We start from the raw sequence: 23,299 nt of genomic DNA on the forward strand, positions 1-23,299 counted from the left end.
GTGGCGACCGGGAAACGGCCGATGGCCCGGCGCCAGAGCCGTGGAACGGGGCTGATGGCCCAAGGTCCCAGTGATCCGGACGGTATCTGCCATTGTGATTGCCTGCCCGCAGGAGCATCTGTGCGCAGAGTGCAATCGCGGCGGGCGGATTCGGTCCCGACGCCTTGTCGGTACAGCGCGTCGGGACTGAAGTCCCTCCCACAGGGGTCGCGTTGGCCTGGAGCGGTCGATTCCGCCTGGTGCCGGTCGATAACGCGGTTGCGGCTGAGGAACTGAGGCCACCGCAGCCCCTGCCTATCCGGCGCGAACGCTCGCGGCAGCGCGCGCCGTCACAGCGGCGCGACCGCGATGGTCTGCTGCAGCACGTGCTGCGCGCCGGCGGCCAGTTCGATCACCTCGGGGCCGGCGTTGGCCGCTTCCAGGCACACGAACTGGCGCCAGTGGGCGCCGACGTCGAGCATCTTCTGTGCGCCGGCTTCGCCAGGATTCCAGGCCACCAGGGTGCGGCTGCCGGCGGTGGCGATCTGGATGCGGCGCTGCAGACCCGGGTCGAGCAGCGTGTAGCGGCCGCCGGCGCCGGTGTAGATGCGGTCGCTGCGGCCCGGGTCGCGCGGGTCCTGCAGGCTCCAGTCGCCGTGCTGGCGGTGCGGCGTGGCGTAGTTTTCGAACTTGTCCAGGTAGTCGAGCCCGTCCAGGCCCTGCACCCGCACCTGGGTGGCGTCGGCGACGTGGAAGTAGTTGTGCAGCGCCTGGGTGAAGCGCGCAGGTTCGCGGCCGACGTTGTCGGTGATCAGGCGCTGCTCCAGGGTCGCGCCGATGCGCAGTTGCATGCGCAGGCGCAGCGGCAGGTCGTCGAAGTCCGGCGGCGCCAGGGTCAGCAGCATGCTGCCGTCGGCCTCGCGGCGCGCGTCCTGCAGTTGCCACGGCACGGTGCGTACGAAGCCGTGCGCCGGCACGTCGTCGGGTTGTCCCTGGCGGCCGAAGTACGGCCAGCACACCGGGGTGCCGCCGCGGATCGGGGTCGGCGTGGGCTGCGCGCTCGGCGACAGCCACATCACTTCGGTGCCGCCCTTGGGCACGAACGACAGCAACTGGCCGCCGAACAGGCTGATCGCGGCGGTGGAGTGAGGAGTCTCCACCAGCAGCGAGGGGTAGCCGTGGAAATCGCCTGTGCTCAGGCCGGGAATCTCGGACATGGGGGTGATGCTCCGTGGCGCGGGGGATTGGACGAAGGCCGGGTAGCGCGCCGGCACGCGGAACGCGGTGGCGGGCTTGCCGCCGAACGGCGTGGATGGTGCGGGTGCTGGCGTCGGCGTGGTCGGCGTGGTCGGTGCGGCGGGTGCGGCGGCTGGAAAGCCGGGCGCCTCGCGGCGCAGCGCGTCGAGGATGCGCTGCCCGGCGCGGCCGTCGGCCGGCTGCAGGCCCAGGCGCAGCTGCTCGGCCTGGATCGCGCGGCGGCTGGCGCTGCCGATCATGCCGTCGGCCTGGCCGATGGCGTGGCCGCGCGCCAGCAGCAGGGTCTGCAGTTCGCGCCGCTCCGGACGGCCCAGGCCGGGGTCGTCGGTGGGCCAGGCGCGGGCCAGGCCGGGCTTGCCGCGCAGCTGGTCGGACAGCAGCGCGATCGCCAGCGCATAGCTTTCGGCGGCGTTGTAGGCGTAGATCGCGTCGTAGTTGCGGAACACCAGGAACGCCGGGCCTTGCGTGCCGGCCGGGATCAGCACCGCGGCCGGGGTCTGCGGCGCCAGCGTGGGCAGTTCCAGCGCGCTGCCGTCGGTGGCGGTCACGCCGCGCGTGCGCCAGTCGGACAGCGGCCGGCGCTGGGTGCGCCCGGCCAGGGCCGGATCGAAGCCGGCCGGCAGCTTCACCTCCATGCCCCACGGCTGCCAGCTCTGCCAGCCGGCCAGCTTCAGGTAGTTGGCGGTGGACGCCAGCGCATCGGGAATGCTGGCGACCAGGTCGCGGCGGCCGTCGCCATCGCCATCGACGGCAACGCGGGCATAGGTGCTGGGCATGAACTGGGTATGCCCGAACGCGCCGGCCCAGGAGCCGGTCAGGCCGTCGGGCTGCAGGTCGCCGGCCTGCAGCAGCTTCAGTAGCGCGAACAGTTCGCCGCGGAAGAACGGCTGGCGGCGGCCGTTGCACGCCAGGGTCAGCAGCGACACCAGCAGCGGGCGCTTGCCGGAGACGCGGCCGTAGTCGCTCTCCACGCCCCACACCGCGACCACGGTTTCCGCGTCCACGCCGTACTGCTGCGCCACTTGGGCGAGCAACTCGCGGTGGGTGGCCAGCATCGCGCGGCCGTCGGCGACGCGCTGCGTGTCCACCAGCCCGGCCAGGTAGTCCCAGATCGGCGTGGTGAATTCGGGCTGCGCGTCGAGCAGCGGCAACACGCTCATGTCCGGCTGCACGCCAGCGGTGAAGCGGTCGAACGCGGTGGCGGCCACGCCGCTCCTGGCGGCGGCGGCGCGCAGCGTGGACAGGCAACCGACGAACGCGGGGTCCGGCGCCGGCGCCGGCGGCGGCGCGGGCAGGGTCTGCGCGGCGGCGCAGGGCGCGGCCAGCAGCAAGGCCCAGGCGAAACGCATCATCGAAAGGTCCTCGCCAACAGCAGGCCGGACATCATAAACAACCGTGGGGAATGGGTTGCTCACGTGGTGCGGTGCGCCCGCGTGGTGGCGGTCTTGCAGGGTCCTGTGCTGTTGTGGGAGCGACTTCAGTCGCGACGGGCTTTCCCGGTAGAGCCCGTCGCGACTGAAGTCCCACAGTGGATTGCCGTCGCCACCCGCACCGATCCCGATGCGCTGCCGCACAGCGCTCATTTCAATGCACGGCGACCACGCGGTTGCGGCCTGCGCTCTTGGCCGCGTACAGCGCCTCGTCGGCGCGCTGCACCAGGTCGTTGGCATCGTCGCCGGGCCGCAGCTGGACCACGCCGATGCTCACCGTCGGCTGCAGGTCGGGAAAGGCCAGCGCGGCCTGCTCGCGGAAGCGTTCGCGGATGCGCTCGGCGATCGGGGTGGCCTGCGCCGCATCGGTGCCGGGCAAGGCGATCACGAACTCCTCGCCGCCGTAGCGGCCGACCAGGTCGTCGCTGCGCAGTTCTTCGCGCAGCGCCTGGGCCAGCGCGCGCAGGCCGTCGTCGCCGGCGCGGTGGCCATAGCGGTCGTTGAGCCGCTTGAAGTGGTCCACGTCCAGGAACATCAGCGCCAACGGCTGGCGCCGGCGGCGCATGGCCTGCTTCAGCGCGCTCAGGCGCTCGTGCCAGGCGCGGCGGTTGAGCAGGCCGGTCAGCGGATCCAGATCGGCCAGCTGCCGCGCCTGGTCGCGGTCGCGGCGCAGCGAGGTGCTGCGCTCGGCCAGGCCCAGCGACAGCACCAGCGCCTCGAACGCGCCGGCGGCCAGTGCGGCTTCCTCGCTCCAGGTCCAGTTCGCCGCCACGCCGAAGCCCTGCAAGCTGCTGCAGACGGTGACCAGCAGCAGCGGCGTCCAGCCGAGCAGGAACAGCCCGGCATAGCGCGAGCCGCGCCACGCCGCCGCCACGGCGATGCCGATCAGCAACGGCCCGCCGAGGATCAGCAGCGGGTTGACCAGGGTGCGGCCGAGCGCGTCCAGCCATGGCAGCGGCAGCAGCGCCGGCAACCCGATCAGCAGGACCAGCGCCGCATACCCGCGCAGCCAGCGTCGCGCGCGCGGCAGGTACTGCGGCAAGTCGGCGAAGCGTTCCAGGAACAGCACCGCGGCCACGATCGAGGTGGTGGTGCCCAGCCGGCCCCAGAACCGCGCGGCCTGGCCGGTCGCCTCCAGCCCCAGCGGATGCACCACATAGCCGGTTTCCAGCGCCATCACCAGGCCGTAGCCGAGCACGTAGACGGCGTAGTACAGGAACGTCGCCTCGCGCAGGCGCCAGGCGAACACCAGCGCCATCGCCGCCATGCTCAGCATGATCGCGAAGCTCAGGCTGGCGATCACCAGCCAGCGGCCGTCCTGGCGCAGGTAGTCGGACTCGCTGCGCAGCTGGAAGCGCAGCGAAGCGGGCATGACCCCGCGCTGGTCCAGCCACAGCCGCAGCGGCTGCCCGGCCCCCGGCAGCGCCTCGATGCGGAAACCCAGGCGGCCATTGCCGGGCAGCGCCTGCGGGTCGTCGCGCATCAACCCGCGCTGCTGCGGCGCCGCGCCAACGACCGGTGCCAGCAGGGTGACCCGCTGCAGCGCCGGGCTGGGCACTTCCAGCACCCACGGCGGCGGCGGCCACTGCCCCTGCGCCGGCCACAGCAGCACCCAGGCACCGGCATCGCCGCCGCGCAGCGCGGTCAGCCGCGCCGGATCGAAACGGCGCAGCGCCGGATCGGCGCGCGATGGCGCCGCGCCGCGGTCGGCGGCGGCGACCGGGCGCCAGGCGCCTTGCAGCACCGGCGCAGGTGCCGCCGCGGCGGCGGCGCAGGCGAGCAGCAGGCAGCCCGACAGGAATGCCCGGCCGCCGCCGCGCCAGCGGCGCCACCGGGCGAAGAGCGCGCTCAACACGAAAGACATCGCGACGGCAGCAACGGCGGACACTGCCGACGTCATCGGCCCGCGCCCCGCAACTCCGATGCCGCCGCTGCGCATCGGTTCAGTCCAGCGCATCCAGGTAGTACCAGTGGCCGTCCTCGCGCACGAAGCGGCTGTGCTCGGTCATGCGCACGGCGCTGCCGCCGCCGACGCGGTAGCGCGCCAGGAACGCGACCTCGGCGCGGTCGCCGCCGCTGGCGAGGACCCGCTGCACGGTCAGGCCGAGCCAGGTGGTGTGCGCATCCAATTCCAGTTCCGCCGGGCGCGTGGACGGGTGCCAGCTGGCGCGCAGGTAGTCGGCATCGCGGCGCACATAGGCGCTGTAGCGCGAACGCATCAGGGTTTCGGCATCGGGCGCCGCGGCGCCGGCGTGGTACAGCCCGCAGCACTGCGCGTAATCGCGCGGGCGGCCGCAGGGGCAGGGATCGGCGAGGCGCGGAGCGGACGGAGGCATGCGCCGATTGTGCCGGCTGCGGCGGCGCGGCGCACGCCAGCGCTGCCCTGCGCGGCGGCCCCGGCTATGCTTGCGCCCCCATCGCCCGGAGCGCCGCCTTGCTGGAGTCGATCCCGACCGAGCTGCCCTGGCTGCTGTGCATCGCCTTCGTCGCCGGGCTGGTGGATGCGGCGGTGGGCGGCGGCGGCCTGATCCAGTTGCCGGGCCTGTTCGCGACCCTGCCGCAGCAGGCGCCGGCGGTGCTGCTGGGCACCAACAAGTTCAGCGCGATGGCCGGCACCGGCGTATCGGCCTGGCGCTATGCGCGCAACCTGCGCTTCCCGTGGCGGCCGGTGCTGTACGCCACCGCGGCGGCGTTCGCGTGTTCCTTCCTCGGCGCCAGCACGGTCAGCCTGCTGCCGAAACAGGCGGTGCGGCCGCTGATCCTGGCGCTGCTGATCGCGATGCTGGCCTATACGCTGGTCAAGAAGGACTTCGGCGCGCTGCACCGGCCGCGCCACATCGGCCGCCGCGAACTGGCCATCGCGCTGGCGATGGGCGCGGCGATCGGTTTCTACGACGGCTTCTTCGGCCCCGGCACCGGCAGCTTCCTGATCTTCCTGTTCATCCGCTTTTTCGGGCTGGACTTCCTGCGCGCCTCGGCCGCGGCGAAGGTGGTCAACCTGGCCACCAACCTGGCCGCGCTGTGCTTCTTCGTGCCCAGCGGGCAGGTGCTGCTGGCGGTGGCGGTGCCGATGGCCGCGGCCAACATCGGCGGCGCGGTGGCCGGCACGCGGCTGGCGCTGCGCGGCGGCACGCCGCTGATCCGGCAGCTGTTCCTGGTGCTGGTGGTGGTGCTGATCGGCAAGATGGGCTGGGACCTGCTGCGCTGAGGCCGGGCGGTTCGGCGCGCTATCGGACCAGCGCGGCGCGGATGCGTGGCCATGCGTAATCCCAGGCGATGCGCTCCTGCTCCAGGCGCGGGGCGGGGCCGAAGCGGCCGCTGCGCAGGTCGGTGTACAAGGCCTGCTCGGCGGTGGTGAGCGCGTCCAGCCGCTGCGCGCGATGCTGGCGGCGCTCGTGTCCCCACAGCTCGGATGGCGTATCGCGCAAGGTGGCTGCGTCCATCAGCAGCGCGACCGTCCGCGGCGCGTGCTGGCGCAGCCGATGCAGGATCGCCAGGCCGTGCGTGTCGATATCGCCCCAGTAGTACAGCGGCAATCCCTGCAGCCAGTCGATAGCGCGCACGTAGTCCACCGCGTAGCCGCGCGCCATCAGCAGCAGCGTGCCGGGCAGGTCTTCGCAGGCCAGGCCGGTCTCGCGGTTCTCCACGATCAGCACCTGGCGTACCGGCAGCTGCAGCGCGGCGATCTGCGCGATCGGCGCGTGCACGTCCTCCAGCCCGCCAAGCTGCGCGCGCAGCATCGGATCGAGCAGGCGCAGGCGCACCCGGTCCGGCGCGCGGCGCAGCCCGGACAGGCTGTCGAAGCCGCGCGGTTCGGCGCTGTCGCGCAGCCCGGCCAGCCAGTCGGCGACGATCCCGCGGCGCGGCTCGATCCATTTGCTGTCGATGCCGGCGATCGGCAGCTGGCGCAGGAACAGGCCGCTGTTGCGATGCGCCTGCAGCCAGTCGACCACCGCGAGCAGACGCGCGAACTCCGGTTCCGGCGCATCGGCGAGCAGGTCGAACTGCCGGCGCAGACGCGCGGCCAGGCCGGCTGCTTGTGGCCAACGGGCCAGGAGAACGGCGCAGCGCTGGCGTGCGCGCTGCCAACGTGGCTGCTCGCCCAGCGCCAGCGCCGCCTCATCGGCGCTCACCTGCCAGGCCTGCGGCAGGCATTGCGCACCGAGCTGCGGCCATTTGACCTCGCGCCATTCCACCTGCCCCGGCAACGGCGTGGCGCGCCAGGCCCGCAGCCAGGCGCCGAACGCGTCGAATCCGGCGCTGGCCTGGGCCTGGGTCGGCATGCGCAGCGTCACCGGCTGCGGTGCGGCCTCGCCGAGCAGCCAGGCGCCGCGGTGCAGCCGCCATTGCCCGCGCAGCGCGGCCAGCGCGGCGTCGGGCAGCAGCATCGCGTTAGCGCGCGCCATCCAGGTCAGGCCTTGGACGGATTGTTCGGCTTGGGCGGCGTGCGGCGCGGGCACGGCGCGACCGGCGTGGGGCCATCGGCAACCGCAGGATCACCGGCAGCGCCGCGCACGACCGCTGCGGGGCCCGTGCGCAAGCGGCTCGGCGCGGTCGCGGCGCCTTCCACCGCCGGCGGCTCCGCCGCGCCGCGGCTGCGCTCGGGCAGCTTGAGCCGGCGCGCCTGCTCGTCGTATTCGATCAGCAGCACGCCCGAATCGTGGCGGCCGCTGATCTCGACGAAACAGGCGCCGCCGATGAACGGTTCCAGGGTCATCACCGACTTCAGCGGCGTGGCCACCACCATCTGGAAGCCGAAGTTCTCGAAGATGTTCATCGCCAGCGCGGTGAACTCGTTGTCGGCCTTGTCGAAGGCTTCGTCCAGCACCACCGCGCAATAGCGCGGCAGTTCGCCGTCCTCGCCGCCGAGCTGGTAGCGCAGCGCCGCGGCCAGGCAGGTGGTGGCCAGCTTCTGCCGCTGGCCGCCGGACTTGCCGGCGCCGCTGCGGTAGATCTCCACCTGTTGGCGGGTGGCGGCATCGAGTTCGACGCCGACGAATTCCACGTGCAGGCGCACGTCCAGCACCAGTTCGCGCCAGCGCTTGTCCTCGCCGTCCTGCGAGCCGAGCCGGCGCACCAGTTCGCGCAGCACCGCGAACTGTTGCTCGGCCAGTTCGCGCTGCTCGGTCTGGTGGTGGCCGAGCACGTCGCGCAGGCGCTGGTGGAACTCGATCACCTCCGGCAGGCGGCGGTCGCCCAGTTCGATGGTCAGCAAGGTGCCGCGGTTGAACGGCACCTGCTCCAGGCTGGCGTTGACCTCGTCCAGGCGCTGGGCGATGGACTTGCGCGCCTCGGCGGTATGCCGCTGCAAGGCAAGCAGGTTGTTCTTGCTCTGGCTCTGCAGCAGCTCGAAGAAGCGCGCCTCGTGCTGCGGCAGGCCGTCGCGTTCCAGGCGCTGCAGGCGCGCGAGGAAATCCTCGGCGCCGTCCACGCTGACGGTGAAGTCGCCGCTGTCTTCGGGCCAGGCACGGCAGTAGCGCTTGAAGCACTCCAGCAGCAGCTGCTCGATGCGGTTCTGCGCGGTGAGCGATTCGGTGCGCTGCTCCTCCAACACCTTGGTGATCTCGCGGAAATGCGCGTCCAGGTTTTCCAGGCTCAGCACACCCAGGCCGTGCACACGTTCGCCCAGGCCGCGCTCCTGCAGCGGTGTGAGCTTGCGTGCGTGGGCATCGGCGCACCCGGCCCGGACCTTCTCCCAGCTTTCGCGTTGGCCTTCCAGCTTCGCGCGCTCCTTGTGCACGCCCTCATAGGTGCGCTCGGCCTGTTCGACGTTGGCGCGCGCCAAGTCGATCGCCGCGCCCAACGCGCGCAGGTTGGCATCGCCCTCGCGCAACTGGCGCAGCGCCGTGGCGATGTCGTCCAGGCGCTGTAGCGGCGCGGCCACGTCGATCTCCTCCCAGGCCAGGTTGGCCAGGGTGTGCTGGGCCAGGCGCCGCGCGCCGTCGCGTTCGCGGCGCGTGCGCAGCGCGGCCACGTCGGCGTCGCAGGCGGCGATGCGCTGCGCCAGCGCCACGCCCTCTTCTTCGAACAAGGCCAGCTTGTCGCGGTTGTCGAAGCCCAGCAGCCAGCGCCGGCGATCGTTCACCGCATGCCGGTCGTCCTTCTCGTAGCGCTCGCCGGGATGCTTGACCTGGCCTTCGCGGGTGATCGCGCGCTCGGCATGGCGCAGTGCCTTGGCGCTGTCCACGCAGTCGTAGTCGAAGCGCTTGCCCAGTTCGCGGCGCAGCCAGCCGGCGCAGGCGTGCTCGCGCAGTTCCAGCTTGTGCAGCAGCGAGGCGGCGGCCGGCGCGCGCCCAGGCAAGGCGTGTTCGTTGTCGCGCACCCGGTAATAGACCAGGCGGATGCCCAGATGGGTGCGGTTGACCCAGTCGGCCACGTCGGCGTAATGGCGCTCGTCCACCAGCAGCGATTGCGCGAAGCCGTGCAGCACGCGCTCGATGGCGCCGCGCCAGTCGGAGTCCTCGCTGCGCACCTGCAGCAGCTCGCCGACGAACGGCAAGGCGGCCTCGGGCACGCCGGTGTCGGCGCTCAGGCGCGCGCGCAGCGCCTGCATCGGCGCCGGGATATTGGACGGGTTGCGCTTGAGCGCGTCGATCTCGGCACGGACCTCGGCAAAGCGCTTTTCGTCTTCGCGCTTGCCGGCCATGCGCTCGCCGATCGCCTCGTCGAGTTCGGCCGCCACCCGCGTGCCGTCCTCCAGCGCCGCGCGCGCCTGCGCGGCCTGTTCGGCGAAGCCCTGCGCGCTACCGGCCAGGCCCTGCTCCAGCTGGCGGCAGGCCTGCTCGGCCTGGCGGCGCTTGGCGGCGCGGCGGTCGCGTTCGGCTTGCTGCTGGTCGCGCTCGCGCTCCAGCGCATCGATGCGCTCGCCGCCCTGCGCGCGGCGCTGCGCCTCCAGGTCGTCCAGGCGCCGCTGATGGTTGTCCAGCGCGGCGCGGCGCTGCCCTTCCTCGCCGGCCAGGCCGCGATCGCGGGTATCCAGTTCCTGCAGCCGCGCGTCCAGCAGCGCCAGCCGGCGCTGCTCGCGGTAGCTGTCGATGCCGAGCTTGAGTTCGTCCAGCTCGCTGCGCTGGCGGCGCACCGCCATCAGCTCGGCGTGGTGTCCGCGCGCCGGCAGCAGGGTCTCGACCTGGCGGCGTGCGGTCACCACCGCCTGATGCGCGCCGTCGAGTTCGGCGAAGTCGCCGACCAGGCGCTCGGCGGCGTCGAAGGTCTTCGGCTCGTCGAGCATGAAGCCGCGCAGGAAGGCGTTGAGATCGCCGAGGTTCTTCGCCGACTGGGTCTTGTGCAGCAGCCGCAGCGCCATCTCGTTGCCGATCCCGAGCTGGTGGCGAAAGCGTTCGGCGTAGCCGGCGAAGCTGTCGAAATGGTGCACGTCGTGCAGGCGCTGCTTGAGCTTGCGCAGGTCCAGGTCGAAGCCGTCCAGGTCGGCGGCGATATCGAACGCGCGCTCGGCCACCATGTAGTGCTTGCGCACATCGGCCGCGGCGGTGCCGTTGCCGGCGATCCAGAACAGCCGCACCAGGCTGACCACGCGGTCCTCGCCGTTGCGGTATTCCAGCACCAGCGCGGTCCAGGTCGCGCCCTTGCGCAGGTACTGGGTGGCGATTTCGCCGGATTCGCTGTCCTGCTGGTCGGCCCAGGCGCCGCGCACGTAGGAGACCAGGTTGCGGTCGCGGCCGCTGCGCTCGGCCTCGCGCGCGGCGGCGTTGAAATCGACGATGCTCGGCGGGGTCAGCAACGCCGACATCGCATCGAGCAGGGTGGACTTGCCCGAGCCGGAACGGCCGACGAACAGAAAGCCGCGCGCGGCGATCGGGATCTCGGTCAGGCCGGAAAACGTGCCCCAGTTGTGCACCTGCAGGCGGCGCATGCGGAACTGCTGAAGGCGCGGATCGGGCAGATCGCCGGCGAACAGGCCAGGCGTGGAAGCGGAGGATTTCATCGGTACAGTCTAGGGCGTGTCAGCCATTCCCGAGTAGGCCGCGTTGGATCTGGCAGGCCGTCAGCGGGTGCTGCGTGGCGCAGCGCCTGACTGGCGGTCAGGTCAAGCCGCGCGGCGCCGGCTGGCCGCCTGCCAGATCCAACCCGCAGGGCCGTTCTTGCGCACGCACGCGGCCGCGTCATCGCTCGGGCGTGGACAGGTGTCCACTTCCTCCCTCTTCCTTGCCGCATGCACGCGCAAGCGCGGCGCGGCCTGCGCGGGGATGGATGACACGCCCTAGGGACGGGGACGCACGGAACCAAGCCGGCACGGGTGCTGCCGCGGCAGCCTGCGCCTGCCAAAGCGCGTCCTAGGATTCCTGCGCCGGCTCGGCGGCGTCCTCGCCACTGCCCGGGCCTTCGCGCAGCTGCCGGTACACCTGCGCCAGCGCGGCGACGTCCTCGGCTGAGAACAGCAGCTTCAGCGCCGGCGAGACTTCGTAGCGTTCGTCCTCGCCGCGCAGGCGGGTCAGGATGTGGTTGTCCTTCATCTTCTGCACGGCGTTGCCGACCCGGCGCAGGAAGCCGGCGCGGTCGGTGGACAGGTTCTTCTCGTACACCGCCAGCGCCTCGCCCAGTTGCGCTTCCTCCACCACCGCGCGCAGGCCGCGCGCATCGGCTTCGGCCAGTTGCTGGCGCAGGTGCAGCAGCAGCACCGAATCGATGAAGGTCAGCGGCGAGGAGCGCAGCAGCACCGGCGCTTCCAGTTCGCCGGTGTCGGCCTGGCGGGTGAAGGCGATGCCGGCCTCGCGGTCCAGCACCAGTTCCAGGAACAGGTCGGCCAGGGCGCTGCGGATCGCCGCCTCGCTGCGCAGCAGCGCCGGCCACAGCTTGCTGTGGCGCTGCGCGTCCACGCTGGGGCCGCTGAGCAGCTGGCACAGCGCACGCCGCGCCTCCACCGGCAGGCGGCCGCTGTCGCCGGGGAACAGGCCGCTGCCGACGGCGGGCGCCGCGCTGTCGGCCGCGTCGGGCAGGCGTTCCTGCTCGGCATCCAGCTCGTGCTGCTCGTGCTCATGCCAGTTCATGGCGTTTCTCCTGGGTGAACCACACCAGCGGAATGCGCGCGCGGCGCCACTGGCCGTCGCCGCCGCGCCATTGCGCGATCTCGTGCTGCCCGGCGGCGACCACGCCATGCCGCGTGCCCAGCGACAGATAGCCGATCACGCTGCCCAGGCCCTGGCTGGCCTCGCGCTGCGCCAGTACCTGGGCGATCGACAGCTGCGATTGTTCGCCGAGCAGGTCGTACAGGTCGCGGCGCAGGCTGCGGAAGTCGATTTCCGATTGCGCCACCAGCTCGCCAACGCTGTCCAGCGAAATCGCCGCCGCCTCGTTGCGCTGGATGCCGCCCTCGACCTGCTGCTGGCGCGGGTCGTGCAGCCGCCATTGCGCCAGCGAGCGCAGCCGGCTGGTGGTCAGGTTCAGGTCGCGGCCGATGCTGCGCTGGGCGGGGATGTGATCGCGCAGCGCCAGAGCCTCGGCCTGCGCCTGCTTGAGCAGCTGGTTGAGCCGGCGCTGCTCCAGATAGCCGCGGCTCTGCACGAAACCGCGCAGGCTGCGCGCGAAATGCTGCATCACGTCGTGCACCTGGCCGCCGCGCTCGAGCATGGTGCCGGTCAGCCCGCGCAGGAAGCCGCGCTCGCGCCGGTCGAGCTTGCGCGCGAACGAACGCGCCAGCACCGTCTCCAGCGCCGCGTCGAGTTGCGCGCTCTGCTCGGCATCGTTGAGCAAGGCCCAGAACGCCTGGAAACTGCGCCCGGCATCGCTGTCGCCGATCACGTCCACGCCTTCGAACAGCTTGCCCAGGATCTCGCCGCGCTCGCCCTCGTCGTCGATGATGCGCTCGCGGAAGTCGCGGTTGAGTTGCTCGAAATCGTCGCGCACGCGGCGGAAATCCTCGGTCAGTTCGTCGGCCAGCGCGATCACCTGGCGTGCGCGCTCCAGCGCGCGCTTGCCGTCCAGCGCCGCCACCTTGCCCTTGGAGACCTGCGCGATCTCCGCATCGATGCGGTCGCGCTCATCGCGCAGCGCCGACAGCCGCGCATCCGGATTGGTCTCGGTCAGGGCCGCCAGCTGCGCCAGCTGCTGCATCACCAGCGCCAATCGGCTCTCGGTGGCCGCGCCGCGCGCGTGCTCCAGGCCATCGGCGAAACGGATCGCCTGCGTGGCCTGGGTGGACAGTTCGTATTCCTCCTGCTGCGCGCCGTCCGGCAGCCGCCGCTCCAGCCAGCCCTGCGCCAGCCAGTGCGCGACGTAGGCCTGCGCGGTGCGCGGCAGCTCGCGCGACAGCTGCTCGGCATTGAGTTCGTCGAGCATGCGCTGCAGGCGTTCGTGCAACGCCGCCGCCGGCAGCCGGCGTTCGGTATCCAGCAGCAGGGACTGCAGCAGGCCGACGACTTCCGGCGCCTGGTCGGCGGCGAGCAGCTTCCACAGCGGCTGTTCGCGCAGGCTGCGGTAGCGGGCGATGCGGGCGCGGTGCTTCATGACGCGACTGGGCAGCCCATCTGCGTCGCCAACCGGCGCACCCCACTCACGAAGACGCGAAAACTTGGCGAGCCATTTCCGTCTTTCTGCAAGTGATCCGCCATTAAACGCGCGCTACTGCGCTTTTGGAATTCAGGGATCAGCCGTTCCAATTCCACCGAAGGCTTTCGCCATGTATCCGGCTGTGCGAATCGTTTGCGCAGTGAAGGAGTGTCGAGCTTGTATTCGGGATATGCCGAAGCCAAGGCCTTCAGGTCGCCGATATACCAGCTTTCAAGTTCCTGGCAGACCAACCGCACCAACGTCTCCGGGCGCCCGTGTTGTTCGCAGAGCTGCGCAAGACGACGCTTGATGTCGAGGCAATCGCCACCATCGTTGTCGCGCACCACGACGAAGCGGTCGCCCGGAACACGCCAGGCGCGTAGCTTTATCCGCAAACTGCGCTCGAGATCGCTCTTCCCATCATGCGGCACGCACTGGAAATCCCGGCCTTTCTCCCAGCCCGGTAGCAGACGCGGCAGCAATCCATCCAACAACACCTTCATCGAAGGCTCTTCCAGCAAGAAAATAATCCGTCCTTGCATTAGGCCACGTCCCGGTTCAGGCCCTCGAACAGTCCTTGCTTCCAGAGGTAGCCGGGCAAATCTCCCGCTTCGAACAAGGCGCGCACATTATCCGAGTCGCTGGCACGGGTAATGGTGGTGAACCCATTCTCCTTGCGCAGGCAATAGATCTCGTCCAACGTCAGGGCATTCAGGAAATCCGGCGAGTGCGTGGAGATGAATACCTGCCCACCGCGCCTGGCGTATTCACGGAACTCTTCGGCCAGGTCCGGCAGCAATTCGGGATAGAGCTGATTCTCGGGTTCTTCGACGGCCAGCAGAGGGTAGGGCTTGGGATCGTTCAAAAGCACCAGATACGCGAACATCTTGATGGTGCCATCGGAAACATAGCGGCCGATGAAGGGATCCTTGAAGCTGCCATCCTGAAAACGCAACACCAGACGCCCATCGACCGTCTGCTGCGGCTGCACCACGGAGACGCCAGGAACACGTCGACTCATCGCCTGCAACACACGATCGAACCGATCGCGGTGGTTTTCGTAAAGGTAATTGGCAACCAGTGGAAGATTGTCCCCACGCGTTGACAGGTGTTCCGCAAAGCCCTCTTCCTGACTAGGCCTGGCTTCGGAAACGTGGAAATCGGAGACATGCCAATGTTCGATCATCAAGCGAAACGCACTGGCCGCCTTGAACCGCTCGAACTGACCCAGACCCTTGATAGCCAGAATGTCGGGGGAGTCCAACTCCTGCTCTTCCCGGGTGAGTTCTTCGTCCTTCTTGGAGAACTCCTCTTCATTGGTGATCGCGTACCCCTTGCCATGCGCGAAATCCAGGAAGCGGAACGGCGCACCATAGCTGCCACGCTTATAACGCAGCACCTCACGTTCGATTTCCACACGCGACCCGGAACCAGGCGCAATTTTCAGCACATATGTCACCAGCCGCTCTTTGCCGGTGATCTCCAGTCGGAACTGCAAGGTAAATTCGATGGGTTCATTCGCGAATCCTCGGCTGGCAACCTCTCGATAGCCGCCACGCTTCGCGATCGCCTTACCCACATTCATCGAGAGTGAGTCTTTCAGGAAGGAAAACACATCGAACAGCGTCGACTTCCCGGTTCCGTTCGCGCCTACCAGAACGCAAAGCCGTGGCACATGGGTCAGCTTGGCGTCGCGAAACAGCCTGTAGTTCTTGATTTCTATGGATTCGATCTGCATGCCGTTGCTCGGGTTGGCCGCCATCGACCTATGGATACATCAATCTATCAGCCATCACCGCTTCGCGGCACGCTCAGCGCTTGCCGCCGTCGATGAAGCGCAGGAACTCGGCGCGGGTGCGCGCGTCCTCGCGGAAGGTGCCGAGCATCTTCGAGGTGACCATGCTGACGCCGCGCTTGTGGATGCCGCGGGTGGTCATGCACTCGTGCGCGCCTTCCACCACCACGCCCACGCCCAGCGGCTGCAGCACGTCCTGGATGCACTGCGCGATCTGCGCAGTCATCTTTTCCTGCACCTGGAAGCGCCGCGCGTAGGCCTCGACCACGCGCGCCAGCTTGCTGATGCCAACCACCTTGCCGCGCGGCAGGTAGCCCACATGGACCTTGCCGATGATCGGCGCCATGTGGTGCTCGCAATGGCTCTCGTATTCGATGTCGCGCAGCACGATCAGCTCGTCGTAGCCGGCCACTTCCTCGAAGGTGCGCAGCAGGTACTCGCGCGGGTCGGCGCGATAGCCGCTGAACCAGTCGCCATAGGCCTCGGCCACGCGCCGCGGCGTGTCCAGCAGGCCCTCGCGCTCCGGGTCCTCGCCGGCCCAGCGCAGCAAGGTGCGCACGGCGGCTTCGGCCTGGTCCTGGGTGACCGGGGCATCGGGGGTCTTCTTGGAGTCGGCCATGAGCGAAAACGCCCGTGAGGGGGGGCTGCATGGTACCCGAGTCGCACGCGCGCCGCCGAACCCGGGGCGGCTGCCCGCCCCGGCGGGGAGGGCAGCACGCGCCGCTGCCGGGCGTGGCCAGGCCACGCCCGTGCATGCGCCGCTGGCGTCAGCTACGCGCGGCCGCCGCCTTGGCGCTTCGGCGCGCGCGCAGCGCGCGCTCGTCGTCGAGCCAGTTCGCGCCCTTGTTGCTCAGGCAGAATATGTACACCACCAGCGAGACCGCGATCACCGCCGTGGCGTAGCAGACGAAGGCGGTGACGTGGCCGGTCTTCAGCGAAGCCTGGTACAGCAGCGGCGCGGTGCCGCCGAAGGCCGAGTTCGCCAGCGCATAGCCCAGGCCAACGCCCAGCGCGCGGATGTGGGTCGGGAACAGCTCGGCCTTGACCACCGCGTTGATCGAGGTATAGCCGGTCAGGATCACGAAGCCGCCGGTCAGGATCGCGAACGCGGTCAGCCAATCGCTCTGCCTGGGCAGTTCCAGCACTAGGAACCAGGTGTACAGCACGCCGCCGATGCCGAAGAACACCAGCAGGGTCTTGCGCCCGACGATGTCCGACAGCCAGCCGCCGACCGGCTGCATCAGCATCAGCACGGTCAGCGCGACCAGGTTGATGATGGTGCCGGCCATCACGTCGTCGCCGGCGAACGCGGTCTGGATCATCTTCGGCCCGGTGACCGAATAGGTGTAGAAGGCGATGGTGCCACCCGCGGTCACCAGGAAGCACAGCAGCAGCGGCCGCCACTGGTGCACGAACAGCTCGTGCAGCGAACCCGCCGCACGCGCCCCGCCTTTCTTGGCCTCGGCGATGGAGTCCGAACCCAGCGACTCGTCCATCGACCGGCGCAGCCAGAACACCACCAGTGCGCCGATGCCGCCGAGGCCGAACGCCACCCGCCAGCCCCACGCGGACACCTGCGCGGTGTCGAAGAAATGCAGCATCACCAGCAAGGTCGCCTGCGCCAGCACATGGCCGCCGACCAGGGTCACGTAGTGGAACGAGGACAGGAAGCCGCGCCGGCCCGGAATCGCCGCCTCGGACATGTAGGTGGCGCTGGTGCCGTACTCGCCGCCGGTGGCGAAGCCCTGCAGCAGCCGCGCCAGCAGCAGCACGATCGGCGCGGCGATGCCGATCGTCGCCACCGTCGGCGTCACTGCGATCACGAACGAACACACCGCCATCAGCGACACCGAGATGGTCAGCGCCAGGCGGCGGCCGTAGCGGTCGGCGAAGCGGCCGAAGTACCACGCGCCGATCGGCCGCATCAGAAAGGTCATCGCGAAGATCGCCCACACGAACATCGTGGCGTTCTTGTCTTCCTTGGAGAAGAACTGCGACTCGAAGTAGGTGGCGAACACCGAGTAGACGTAGACGTCGTACCACTCGACCAGGTTGCCGGCCGAGCCCTTGAGCGTATTGGACACCGAGCGGCGGAGACTGCCGGGCGCGGCGCCGGAAGCGGCGGCGGTCGGCGATGCGGGTGCGCTCATATGCTCAGATCCTTCAAGTGGATACCGCCGGAGTATAGGCGGCGGTTTGCGAGGACGCCGTGGCGGCCACCGGCGGCCCGAGCGCGGCGCACGGGCGCGGGCGCGACACACCGCCACCGGTCATTCCGCCGCGTCCGGCGCGCCGAGCGACTTGCTGTCCATGCCCGAGCGGTCGAAGCAGCAGGCGCGGCGCTTGCCCGAGGCGAGCATGGCGCAGGCGCTGGCGATGCGCTTGAGCCGCGTGTCGGCCTTCTTGCCCGACACGCTCCAGAAGATCCAGTCGCGCCGCGCCGGCGCGGTGATGGCGTCGCAGGTGGCGCGGGCCGCCGGATCCGCGGCGAGCGCGGCGCCCAGGTCCGGCGGCATCTGGGCATGAGACGGAAGATGGCACTGCGCGGCGGCTGATCCCGGCAGCTGCCGGGCGGCCGCAGCGCCGCGCTGGCGCGTCCCATTGGGCCGGCCGCGGACTCCGTGCATTCTTGCGGACGCTGCGCGCGCCGACCGCGCGCAGGCACGGCCTGGCCGGATCGCCGTGTCCCGCCAACGCCAACAGACCCTAAGCGCGCTGCGGCCCGACAAATGAAGCAGGCCTGGTCCGCGTTACGATGGCGCCCCCACCGGCCGTACCCTGCAGACCCCCCATGAAGGCCCGCACTCCCGACGCCCCCGCGGCGGCATGAGCAACGCGTCGCATCGCGCGAACCCCCGGGCCATATGCTGGGACGAACGCCTGGACCCCTGGATTGCCGCGATCGTCAGCGCAGTGCTGCACCTGCTGCTGTTGCTGTTGTTGCTGCTGGCCGACCCGCCCACCATGAACACGCCGCAAGGCGCCGCCAGCGGCGGCCGAACCAAGGTGGACTTCATCGGCGCCACGCGCCAGCCCGTGCATCCGCTCAAGACGCCGCCCAGCCCGCAGCCCAAGCACAAGCCGGCGCCGGCCAAGACGCGGCCGGCGACCTCGCCGGTCCAGTCCACCCTGGTTGCGCATGCCGACGCTCCGGTGCCGCCACCCGATCCGGTCGCCGCGGCCGGCAGCCAGACGCAACGCCCGCCCACGCCCGCCGCGCAACCGGCCCCGCCGCAAGCGGACGACGCCGCGCAGCAGCAGGCCCAGGCCGCCGCCAGCGAACCCGAACCGACCCAGCGCCGCGAGACCTGGACCGGGCGGCCGCCGGGCGCGATCGACCAGGACCTCGGCCCCAACGAGGCCGGGCTGGTGCGCGACGGCGCCGGCCGCGGCGGCCGCCGCGGCGATCCGACCGATGCCGGCCCCAGCATGGAACTGGGCGGCTACCTGGTCTATTACGACCTGCGCAGCGAAACCCTGCTGCGCGCCTGGATGGACCAGGGCATGAAGGAATTCTTCATCCTGCTGCCCGGCACCCAGTACCGCATGGCCTGCCCGCTGGAGATCGCGATGAAGCGCGGCTCCGGCAAATGCCGCGCGCTGCCGCCGGATTCCCCGGAACTGAAGGCCATCGGCGACGCCCGCGACGTCATCACCATGCTGCAGGTCTACAAGCAGGGCCAATTGGTCTGGCGCGGCCCGGGGCCGTACAAATAGTCGGCCAGCAGCCCCTCCCCCCCTGGGTCCGGCAGCCCCTCTCCCCCGGGAGAGGGGTTGGGGTGAGGGTCCGACGCGAAGCGTCTCGTGGAATTGGGTGCGCAAGGCTGCGCCCGTCCCCGCATCCGGCGTTGCTGCACAGATGCGGTGGCGCTTCCAGCCCTGATCCGCACGGCATATCGAAACGTTCGCTCACCTTGTGCAGCGATGCCGACACATGGGCGGTGGTAGGGATTATTGATAGCGTAGGCGTATCGATTGAATTGCTTCCAATTACTGCTTTCATAGGCAGTAACCGGATCAACGCTGAGCATTTTCCCAATGCTAGGGTCATAGTACCGCTGCTGCATATATGCCAGCCCCGTCGCCGCATCCATGACATGCCCCGTATAACCAGGCCCATCCGTCAACGGGCGATTCAATAGGCTGCCATACGGATCGTACTCGCTGCGCTCGACGATGTTCCGGTCCTTGTCCGTCGTCAGCACGACCGAACCCAGCCCATCCGTATGGACATACCGAACCGTCTGCGCCGAGGCGCTGAACACGACGAGCAATGAAATGGCCGCTGCGGCGGTGACGCGCAGCATTGCCTTAACCACTCGGATTTTCAACATGACTCGTCCTTGCAATTTTTGAGTGATTGATTTCATTCACTAGAAGCATCCTAACGATTAAAAGCACCCCTCACTATTATCAATTAGAAGCGTACTGTATCGCTACGACAATGCACCAACACAACTTCGCTATTTCAGATAGATCTCGAAAATACTGCACCGGCTGGCTTGCACGTCCACCTTGCGTTTATTGACCAGAGCCGTCATCAAGACCGCACCTGATTAGCACGCTACTTCAGCCGAGAAGACCGGCGCGGCGCGCAGCGTGGCCTGCGGCCAGGGCGTGAGCCTGGCCGCTGCCACCAGCTAGCGCGGCACCGGCACCAGAACCGTCAGATCGAAGCGCCGGTTGAACCACATTGGGTCTCGGCCCGATCGCGATGCGCGTCCTTGTTGAACTTGAAGGCATGGTAGCGACCGCTTCAGGTTGGACAGCACCACATTGACCCAGCGGGCGTTGGCTTGCTCGCAGCGGCGGCGGCCACGCCCCTCGATCACCGTGTGAGCGTACTCGGCCTCCAGCACCGGGAAGGCACCCAGTCCGTCGCTGTACACGTCAGCGCCTGGCCGCCGCCGTCGGCCGACCCACTCGGATCGGGGCAATCGATCTGGCCACGCGGAATAGGAGTTCCCTCCAGAGAAAATTAATTTGCATTTCCCGGCTGGAAATGTAATTTAATTTCCCATGTCAAAGCGAACCCCGCCCGCGATGCCCCGTGCCCAGCGCCAGATCCGCGACCTGGGCGAGCGCCTGCGCGCCGCGCGCCTGCGCCGGCAGATGACCCAGGCCGAACTCGCCGCCCGGGTGGGCGTGAGCGTGCCCACCGTGGGCAAACTCGAGCGCGGCGATCCGGCCCTCAGCCTGTCCACCATGCTGCGCGTGCTGACCGCGCTGGGCCTGGACAAGGACATCGACCTGCTGGCCCGCAACGACGAGGTGGGCCGCCAGTTGCAGGACAGCCAGCTGCGGCGCACGAACACGAAGCGCGAGCCCACGCCGTGAGCCGCGCAGCCAATGAGGTGCAGGAACTCAGCCAGGTCGAGGTATGGCTGGACGACGCCGCACTCGGCGGCCGCGCCCTGGTCGGCCACCTGACCCGCCGGCCCAGCCGCACGGGCGACACGCTCCAGTTCCACTATTCCGACAGTTGGGTGGACCAGGCCGCGCCGATCCGCGCCTTTGCGCTGGATCCGCAGTTGCCGCTCCACCGCGGCCCGTTGGTCGCGCGCGACGGCGCCAGTGCGTTGACCGGCGCGTTCGTGGACTGCTCGCCCGACCGCTGGGGCAAGCGCCTGATGGACCGGCGCGAGGTCATCGACGCGCGCGAGCACAATCGCCGGGTGCGCGCGCTGCGCCCGTGGGATTACCTGATCGGCGTCAACGATGCGTCCCGGATGGGCGCGCTGCGCCTGCGCGCGCGCGACGGGCGTTATCTGGACGACCACGCGCTGGGCGCGCCGCCGATGACCGAGCTGCGCGCGCTGGAGGCCATTGCGGTGCGCGTGGAACGCGGCGACACCGACGAGAGCGACCATGACATCCGATGGATTAAGCAATTGGTGGCGCCCGGCGCATCGCTGGGCGGGGCCAGACCCAAGGCCAGCGTGCGCGACACCGATGGCACGCTGTGGCTGGCCAAGTTCCCCTCCAGCGACGATCGCCACGACGTGGGCCTGTGGGAATTCGTGACCTACCGGCTGTCGCTGGCGGCGGGGATCGCCATGCCTGCCGCACGCCAGCTCGCCCTGTCCGAGCTTGGCACCACCTACGCGGTACAGCGCTTCGACCGGGCCGGCACCGAGCGCCGCGCCTACGCTTCCGCCTTCACCCTGCTGGACGTGGACGACAGCGAGGGCAGCAGTTACGCCGAGCTTGCCCATGCCATCGAGAACTACGGCGTGGCCTCGGCGATCGCCGACGACTTGCGGCAGCTGTTCCGCCGCGTGGCGTTCAATGTGCTGGTCGGCAACCGCGACGACCACTTGCGCAACCACGGATTCCTGCGCGAACCGGGCGGCTGGCGGCTGTCACCGGCCTTCGACGTGAACCCCAATCCGAACAAGGACGCCCACGTGCTTGGCATCGGCCTGGACGATCCGACACCCGACATGCGGCTGCTGCTGGACACCTGCGCGTACTACCGCCTGCGCAAGACGCAGGCGGGCGAGATCATCGAGCAGGTACGCACGGCCGTGCGCGGCTGGAAAGAGGAGGCCCGGCGCTGCGGCGCGCGCGGCGCCGAGATCGCGTCGATGGACGCGGTCATCGACGCGGAGCGCTGAGATGCCGCGCAAGCACACGCTTCCGCCCTTGCTCGCGGCAACCTCAGGGGGAGGCAATTAAGAATCACCCCTTGGGGTAATTCGCAACGCCTCTCGGGGACAGACATCTTCGCGAAGGAGATAGCGACGAGGAGACCTTGGCCATGTCCCTCGCCGCCATCCTGGTTCTGAATTCATTGCCTCCACCCTGCATGTTCCGTCGCGTTGAAGCACCGGGCAAGGCCAGGTGCCCCCTGGGCGCGCTTGCGCTTTCGGCACGACAGGCGGCTGACGCCTGGCCCCCCGTGGACTCTTGACCTTCCATACATCCGGAACGCCTCATCCTTCCCCTACCTCAACACCGGAGCGCTGGAGATGACGAAGTGGATGGGTGCCGCGCTGGCCGCGGCGATGCTGATGGCCGGCTGCGCCAAGGTGGAGGGCGAGAAGTTCGTCGGCAACTGGGTCAACGTACAGTCGCAGGACGACGTGATGGACATCGAGCGCAACGGCGAGTCCTTCATGGTGCGCAACACCACGCCGCGGTTCTTCAGCCGCAAGCCCAAGACCGAGAGCTACCCGGCCATCTACAAGGACGACGTGCTGCAGGTCTCCAACGACGGCGAAACGGTGAACTTCGCCATCGACCGGGCCAATGGGCACCTGCGCACCGGCAGCGACGAGTACCAGCGCGTTCCGGCCAAGTGAGCGCGAGCGAACAGGGACGCAGGCAATTACTCCGCCTGCGATCCCCCACGGGGCCGAGGATGAACGAAAACGAGCGTTAGGGTGCACGCCCCCGCCGGCCGCCATCATCCCCCGGGCCACAGCGTTACGAAGTCGAACGAAAGCTGCCGGTGGTGCCGGATGGAGAGCAAGTACACCGTGGCGTTGATCGAGGCGGATGCCTCCACCACCGTGTAGAGCATCAGGTAGTCGCCATGCGGGTAATTGCGTAATGCATCGGGCGCGCCCACCGGCAACGCGGCCAACTGCGCCAATGCCTCGGCCGACTGCGGTGGGTTGTCCAGGTAACGCCGGCCTATGCGTGGGAAACGCCGCAGGTTCGGGATGACCGTGGCGCGCAACTCGGCGAGCAGGTCATCAAAGGCAACACCGGCATCGGCTTCCAGCAAGAACGCCTCGATGGCGTCCAGGCACGCGAGGAAGCTCGCGGTCAGTTCGACCCGGTACAACGGTCAGCTGCGTTTCTTGGCCGCGCGCTTGCCAGCGCTTGCCGCACTGGATGCCGCACGTCGCTGCTGCAGCTGGCCGATGGCCGCGTCCGCTTCGATCGTGCGGCCGGCGGCGATGTCGGCCAGGCCGCGCTTGGCATCGTCGAGCAGCAGCAGGTGGATGCGCTCGCGTTCCAGCCGGTGGTAGTAGTCCAGCCGGTCGGCGTCGATCAGCGCCACATAGCTCTCGCCGTTCTTGGTGATGATCTTTTCGGTGCCGGCCTTCGCTTGGTCGGCCAACTCGGAGAGGTTGGCGCGTGCAAGGGTGAAAGGCACTACATCGCTGGCGGAAAAGCCCATGATCGACTCCTGGAACTCGGATGACAGAATTCTGTACAGTCCATCTTGCCATCGCCCCCGCAGGCCAGCAAGGCGAATTTTCCGCCACCGATGCCTCCCCATGCCGGCGATATCGCGCAACCAGGCTTTCTTTGCCCACTATGCTATCTGGCCCGGCCGGGGGACCGCGATAGGCAAACCTGCCGTCCTGCCGTAGGTGATCCT

General features: G+C 69.3%; 19 protein-coding genes and 2 pseudogenes. 5 read left to right on the plus strand and 16 right to left on the minus strand.

All coding sequences use genetic code 11. From position 1 onward, the window contains the following. Positions 1-329 precede the first annotated feature (329 nt). From FZ025_RS07105 to FZ025_RS07115, 3 genes are all read right to left on the minus strand, one after another. Entirely contained in the window at positions 330-2,588 is a 2,259-nt protein-coding gene (locus tag FZ025_RS07105; protein WP_244292472.1) for a lytic murein transglycosylase, read from the minus strand. Positions 2,589-2,820: 232 nt separating this feature from the next. After that, the gene (locus FZ025_RS07110) at positions 2,821-4,530 is read right to left on the minus strand and encodes a GGDEF domain-containing protein (protein WP_158185533.1); all 1,710 of its coding nucleotides are present in this window, start codon (positions 4,528-4,530) and stop codon (positions 2,821-2,823) included. A gap of 79 nt (positions 4,531-4,609) precedes the next feature. After that, entirely contained in the window at positions 4,610-5,002 is a 393-nt protein-coding gene (locus FZ025_RS07115) for a YchJ family metal-binding protein (protein WP_046980654.1), read from the minus strand. A 98-nt stretch (positions 5,003-5,100) separates the two neighbouring features. On the opposite strand from FZ025_RS07115, the gene FZ025_RS07120 reads away from it, so the two are divergent. Beyond that, on the plus strand, positions 5,101-5,874 hold the full coding sequence (locus FZ025_RS07120) for a sulfite exporter TauE/SafE family protein (protein WP_046980655.1): 774 nt from the start codon (positions 5,101-5,103) through the stop codon (positions 5,872-5,874). A gap of 19 nt (positions 5,875-5,893) precedes the next feature. Here FZ025_RS07120 and FZ025_RS07125 read toward each other — a convergent pair whose 3' ends face one another. The 9 genes and pseudogenes from FZ025_RS07125 to FZ025_RS07165 form a co-directional block, all read right to left on the minus strand. Next, the gene (locus FZ025_RS07125; protein WP_046980659.1) at positions 5,894-7,072 is read right to left on the minus strand and encodes a Wadjet anti-phage system protein JetD domain-containing protein; all 1,179 of its coding nucleotides are present in this window, start codon (positions 7,070-7,072) and stop codon (positions 5,894-5,896) included. Positions 7,073-7,077: 5 nt separating this feature from the next. Beyond that, on the minus strand, positions 7,078-10,608 hold the full coding sequence (locus FZ025_RS07130; protein ID WP_046980656.1) for an ATP-binding protein: 3,531 nt from the start codon (positions 10,606-10,608) through the stop codon (positions 7,078-7,080). Between the two features lie 349 nt (positions 10,609-10,957). Further along, entirely contained in the window at positions 10,958-11,671 is a 714-nt protein-coding gene (locus tag FZ025_RS07135; protein WP_104558423.1) for a DUF4194 domain-containing protein, read from the minus strand. After that, the gene (locus tag FZ025_RS07140; RefSeq protein WP_104558422.1) at positions 11,658-13,127 is read right to left on the minus strand and encodes a DUF3375 domain-containing protein; all 1,470 of its coding nucleotides are present in this window, start codon (positions 13,125-13,127) and stop codon (positions 11,658-11,660) included. Before FZ025_RS07140 ends, FZ025_RS07135 begins: the two co-directional genes overlap by 14 nt. Then, positions 13,124-13,672 (minus strand): DUF4276 family protein, encoded by a 549-nt coding sequence (locus FZ025_RS07145; RefSeq protein ID WP_244292473.1) that lies wholly within the window; start codon positions 13,670-13,672, stop codon positions 13,124-13,126. The genes FZ025_RS07140 and FZ025_RS07145 overlap by 4 nt, the downstream gene beginning before the upstream one ends. A gap of 38 nt (positions 13,673-13,710) precedes the next feature. Continuing rightward, entirely contained in the window at positions 13,711-14,907 is a 1,197-nt protein-coding gene (locus tag FZ025_RS07150; protein WP_104558439.1) for an AAA family ATPase, read from the minus strand. Positions 14,908-14,980: 73 nt separating this feature from the next. Further along, positions 14,981-15,583: a GTP cyclohydrolase I FolE gene (gene folE, locus FZ025_RS07155; protein WP_104558421.1), complete on the minus strand. Its 603-nt coding sequence runs from the start codon at positions 15,581-15,583 to the stop codon at positions 14,981-14,983. 148 nt (positions 15,584-15,731) lie between these two features. Further along, positions 15,732-17,114 (minus strand): MFS transporter, encoded by a 1,383-nt coding sequence (locus FZ025_RS07160; RefSeq protein ID WP_104558420.1) that lies wholly within the window; start codon positions 17,112-17,114, stop codon positions 15,732-15,734. Positions 17,115-17,234: 120 nt separating this feature from the next. After that, positions 17,235-17,480: pseudogene (locus FZ025_RS07165) on the minus strand (YdeI/OmpD-associated family protein); the annotation flags it as partial. A 310-nt stretch (positions 17,481-17,790) separates the two neighbouring features. On the opposite strand from FZ025_RS07165, the gene FZ025_RS07170 reads away from it, so the two are divergent. Beyond that, entirely contained in the window at positions 17,791-18,681 is an 891-nt protein-coding gene (locus tag FZ025_RS07170) for a plasmid stabilization protein ParE (protein WP_104558419.1), read from the plus strand. On the opposite strand, the gene FZ025_RS07175 is transcribed toward FZ025_RS07170, so the two are convergent. Then, positions 18,633-19,334 carry an RHS repeat domain-containing protein gene (locus tag FZ025_RS07175; protein ID WP_104558418.1) on the minus strand — a complete coding sequence of 234 codons (702 nt, stop codon included), beginning with the start codon at positions 19,332-19,334 and terminating at the stop codon, positions 18,633-18,635. The genes FZ025_RS07170 and FZ025_RS07175 overlap by 49 nt on opposite strands. Before the next feature lie 186 nt (positions 19,335-19,520). After that, positions 19,521-19,892, minus strand: a pseudogene (locus tag FZ025_RS07180) (transposase); the annotation flags it as partial. 115 nt (positions 19,893-20,007) lie between these two features. On the opposite strand from FZ025_RS07180, the gene FZ025_RS07185 reads away from it, so the two are divergent. From FZ025_RS07185 to FZ025_RS07195, 3 genes are all read left to right on the plus strand, one after another. Further along, positions 20,008-20,301, plus strand: coding sequence for a helix-turn-helix transcriptional regulator (locus FZ025_RS07185; protein ID WP_080999079.1), 294 nt, complete (start codon positions 20,008-20,010; stop codon positions 20,299-20,301). Next, positions 20,298-21,581 carry a type II toxin-antitoxin system HipA family toxin gene (locus FZ025_RS07190; RefSeq protein ID WP_046977365.1) on the plus strand — a complete coding sequence of 428 codons (1,284 nt, stop codon included), beginning with the start codon at positions 20,298-20,300 and terminating at the stop codon, positions 21,579-21,581. The genes FZ025_RS07185 and FZ025_RS07190 overlap by 4 nt, the downstream gene beginning before the upstream one ends. A 354-nt stretch (positions 21,582-21,935) precedes the next feature. Beyond that, a complete protein-coding gene (locus FZ025_RS07195; RefSeq protein ID WP_046977366.1) occupies positions 21,936-22,268 on the plus strand; it encodes a lipoprotein in 333 nt (110 codons plus the stop codon). Between the two features lie 104 nt (positions 22,269-22,372). Here FZ025_RS07195 and FZ025_RS07200 read toward each other — a convergent pair whose 3' ends face one another. Both FZ025_RS07200 and FZ025_RS07205 read right to left on the minus strand, forming a co-directional pair. Beyond that, entirely contained in the window at positions 22,373-22,756 is a 384-nt protein-coding gene (locus tag FZ025_RS07200; protein ID WP_046977367.1) for a type II toxin-antitoxin system RelE/ParE family toxin, read from the minus strand. Positions 22,757-22,759: 3 nt separating this feature from the next. Next, positions 22,760-23,215 carry a type II toxin-antitoxin system Phd/YefM family antitoxin gene (locus FZ025_RS07205; RefSeq protein ID WP_244292474.1) on the minus strand — a complete coding sequence of 152 codons (456 nt, stop codon included), beginning with the start codon at positions 23,213-23,215 and terminating at the stop codon, positions 22,760-22,762. Positions 23,216-23,299: the final 84 nt, after the last annotated feature.

Source organism: Xanthomonas hyacinthi (assembly GCF_009769165.1).
Taxonomy (GTDB): Bacteria; Pseudomonadota; Gammaproteobacteria; order Xanthomonadales; family Xanthomonadaceae; genus Xanthomonas_A; species Xanthomonas_A hyacinthi.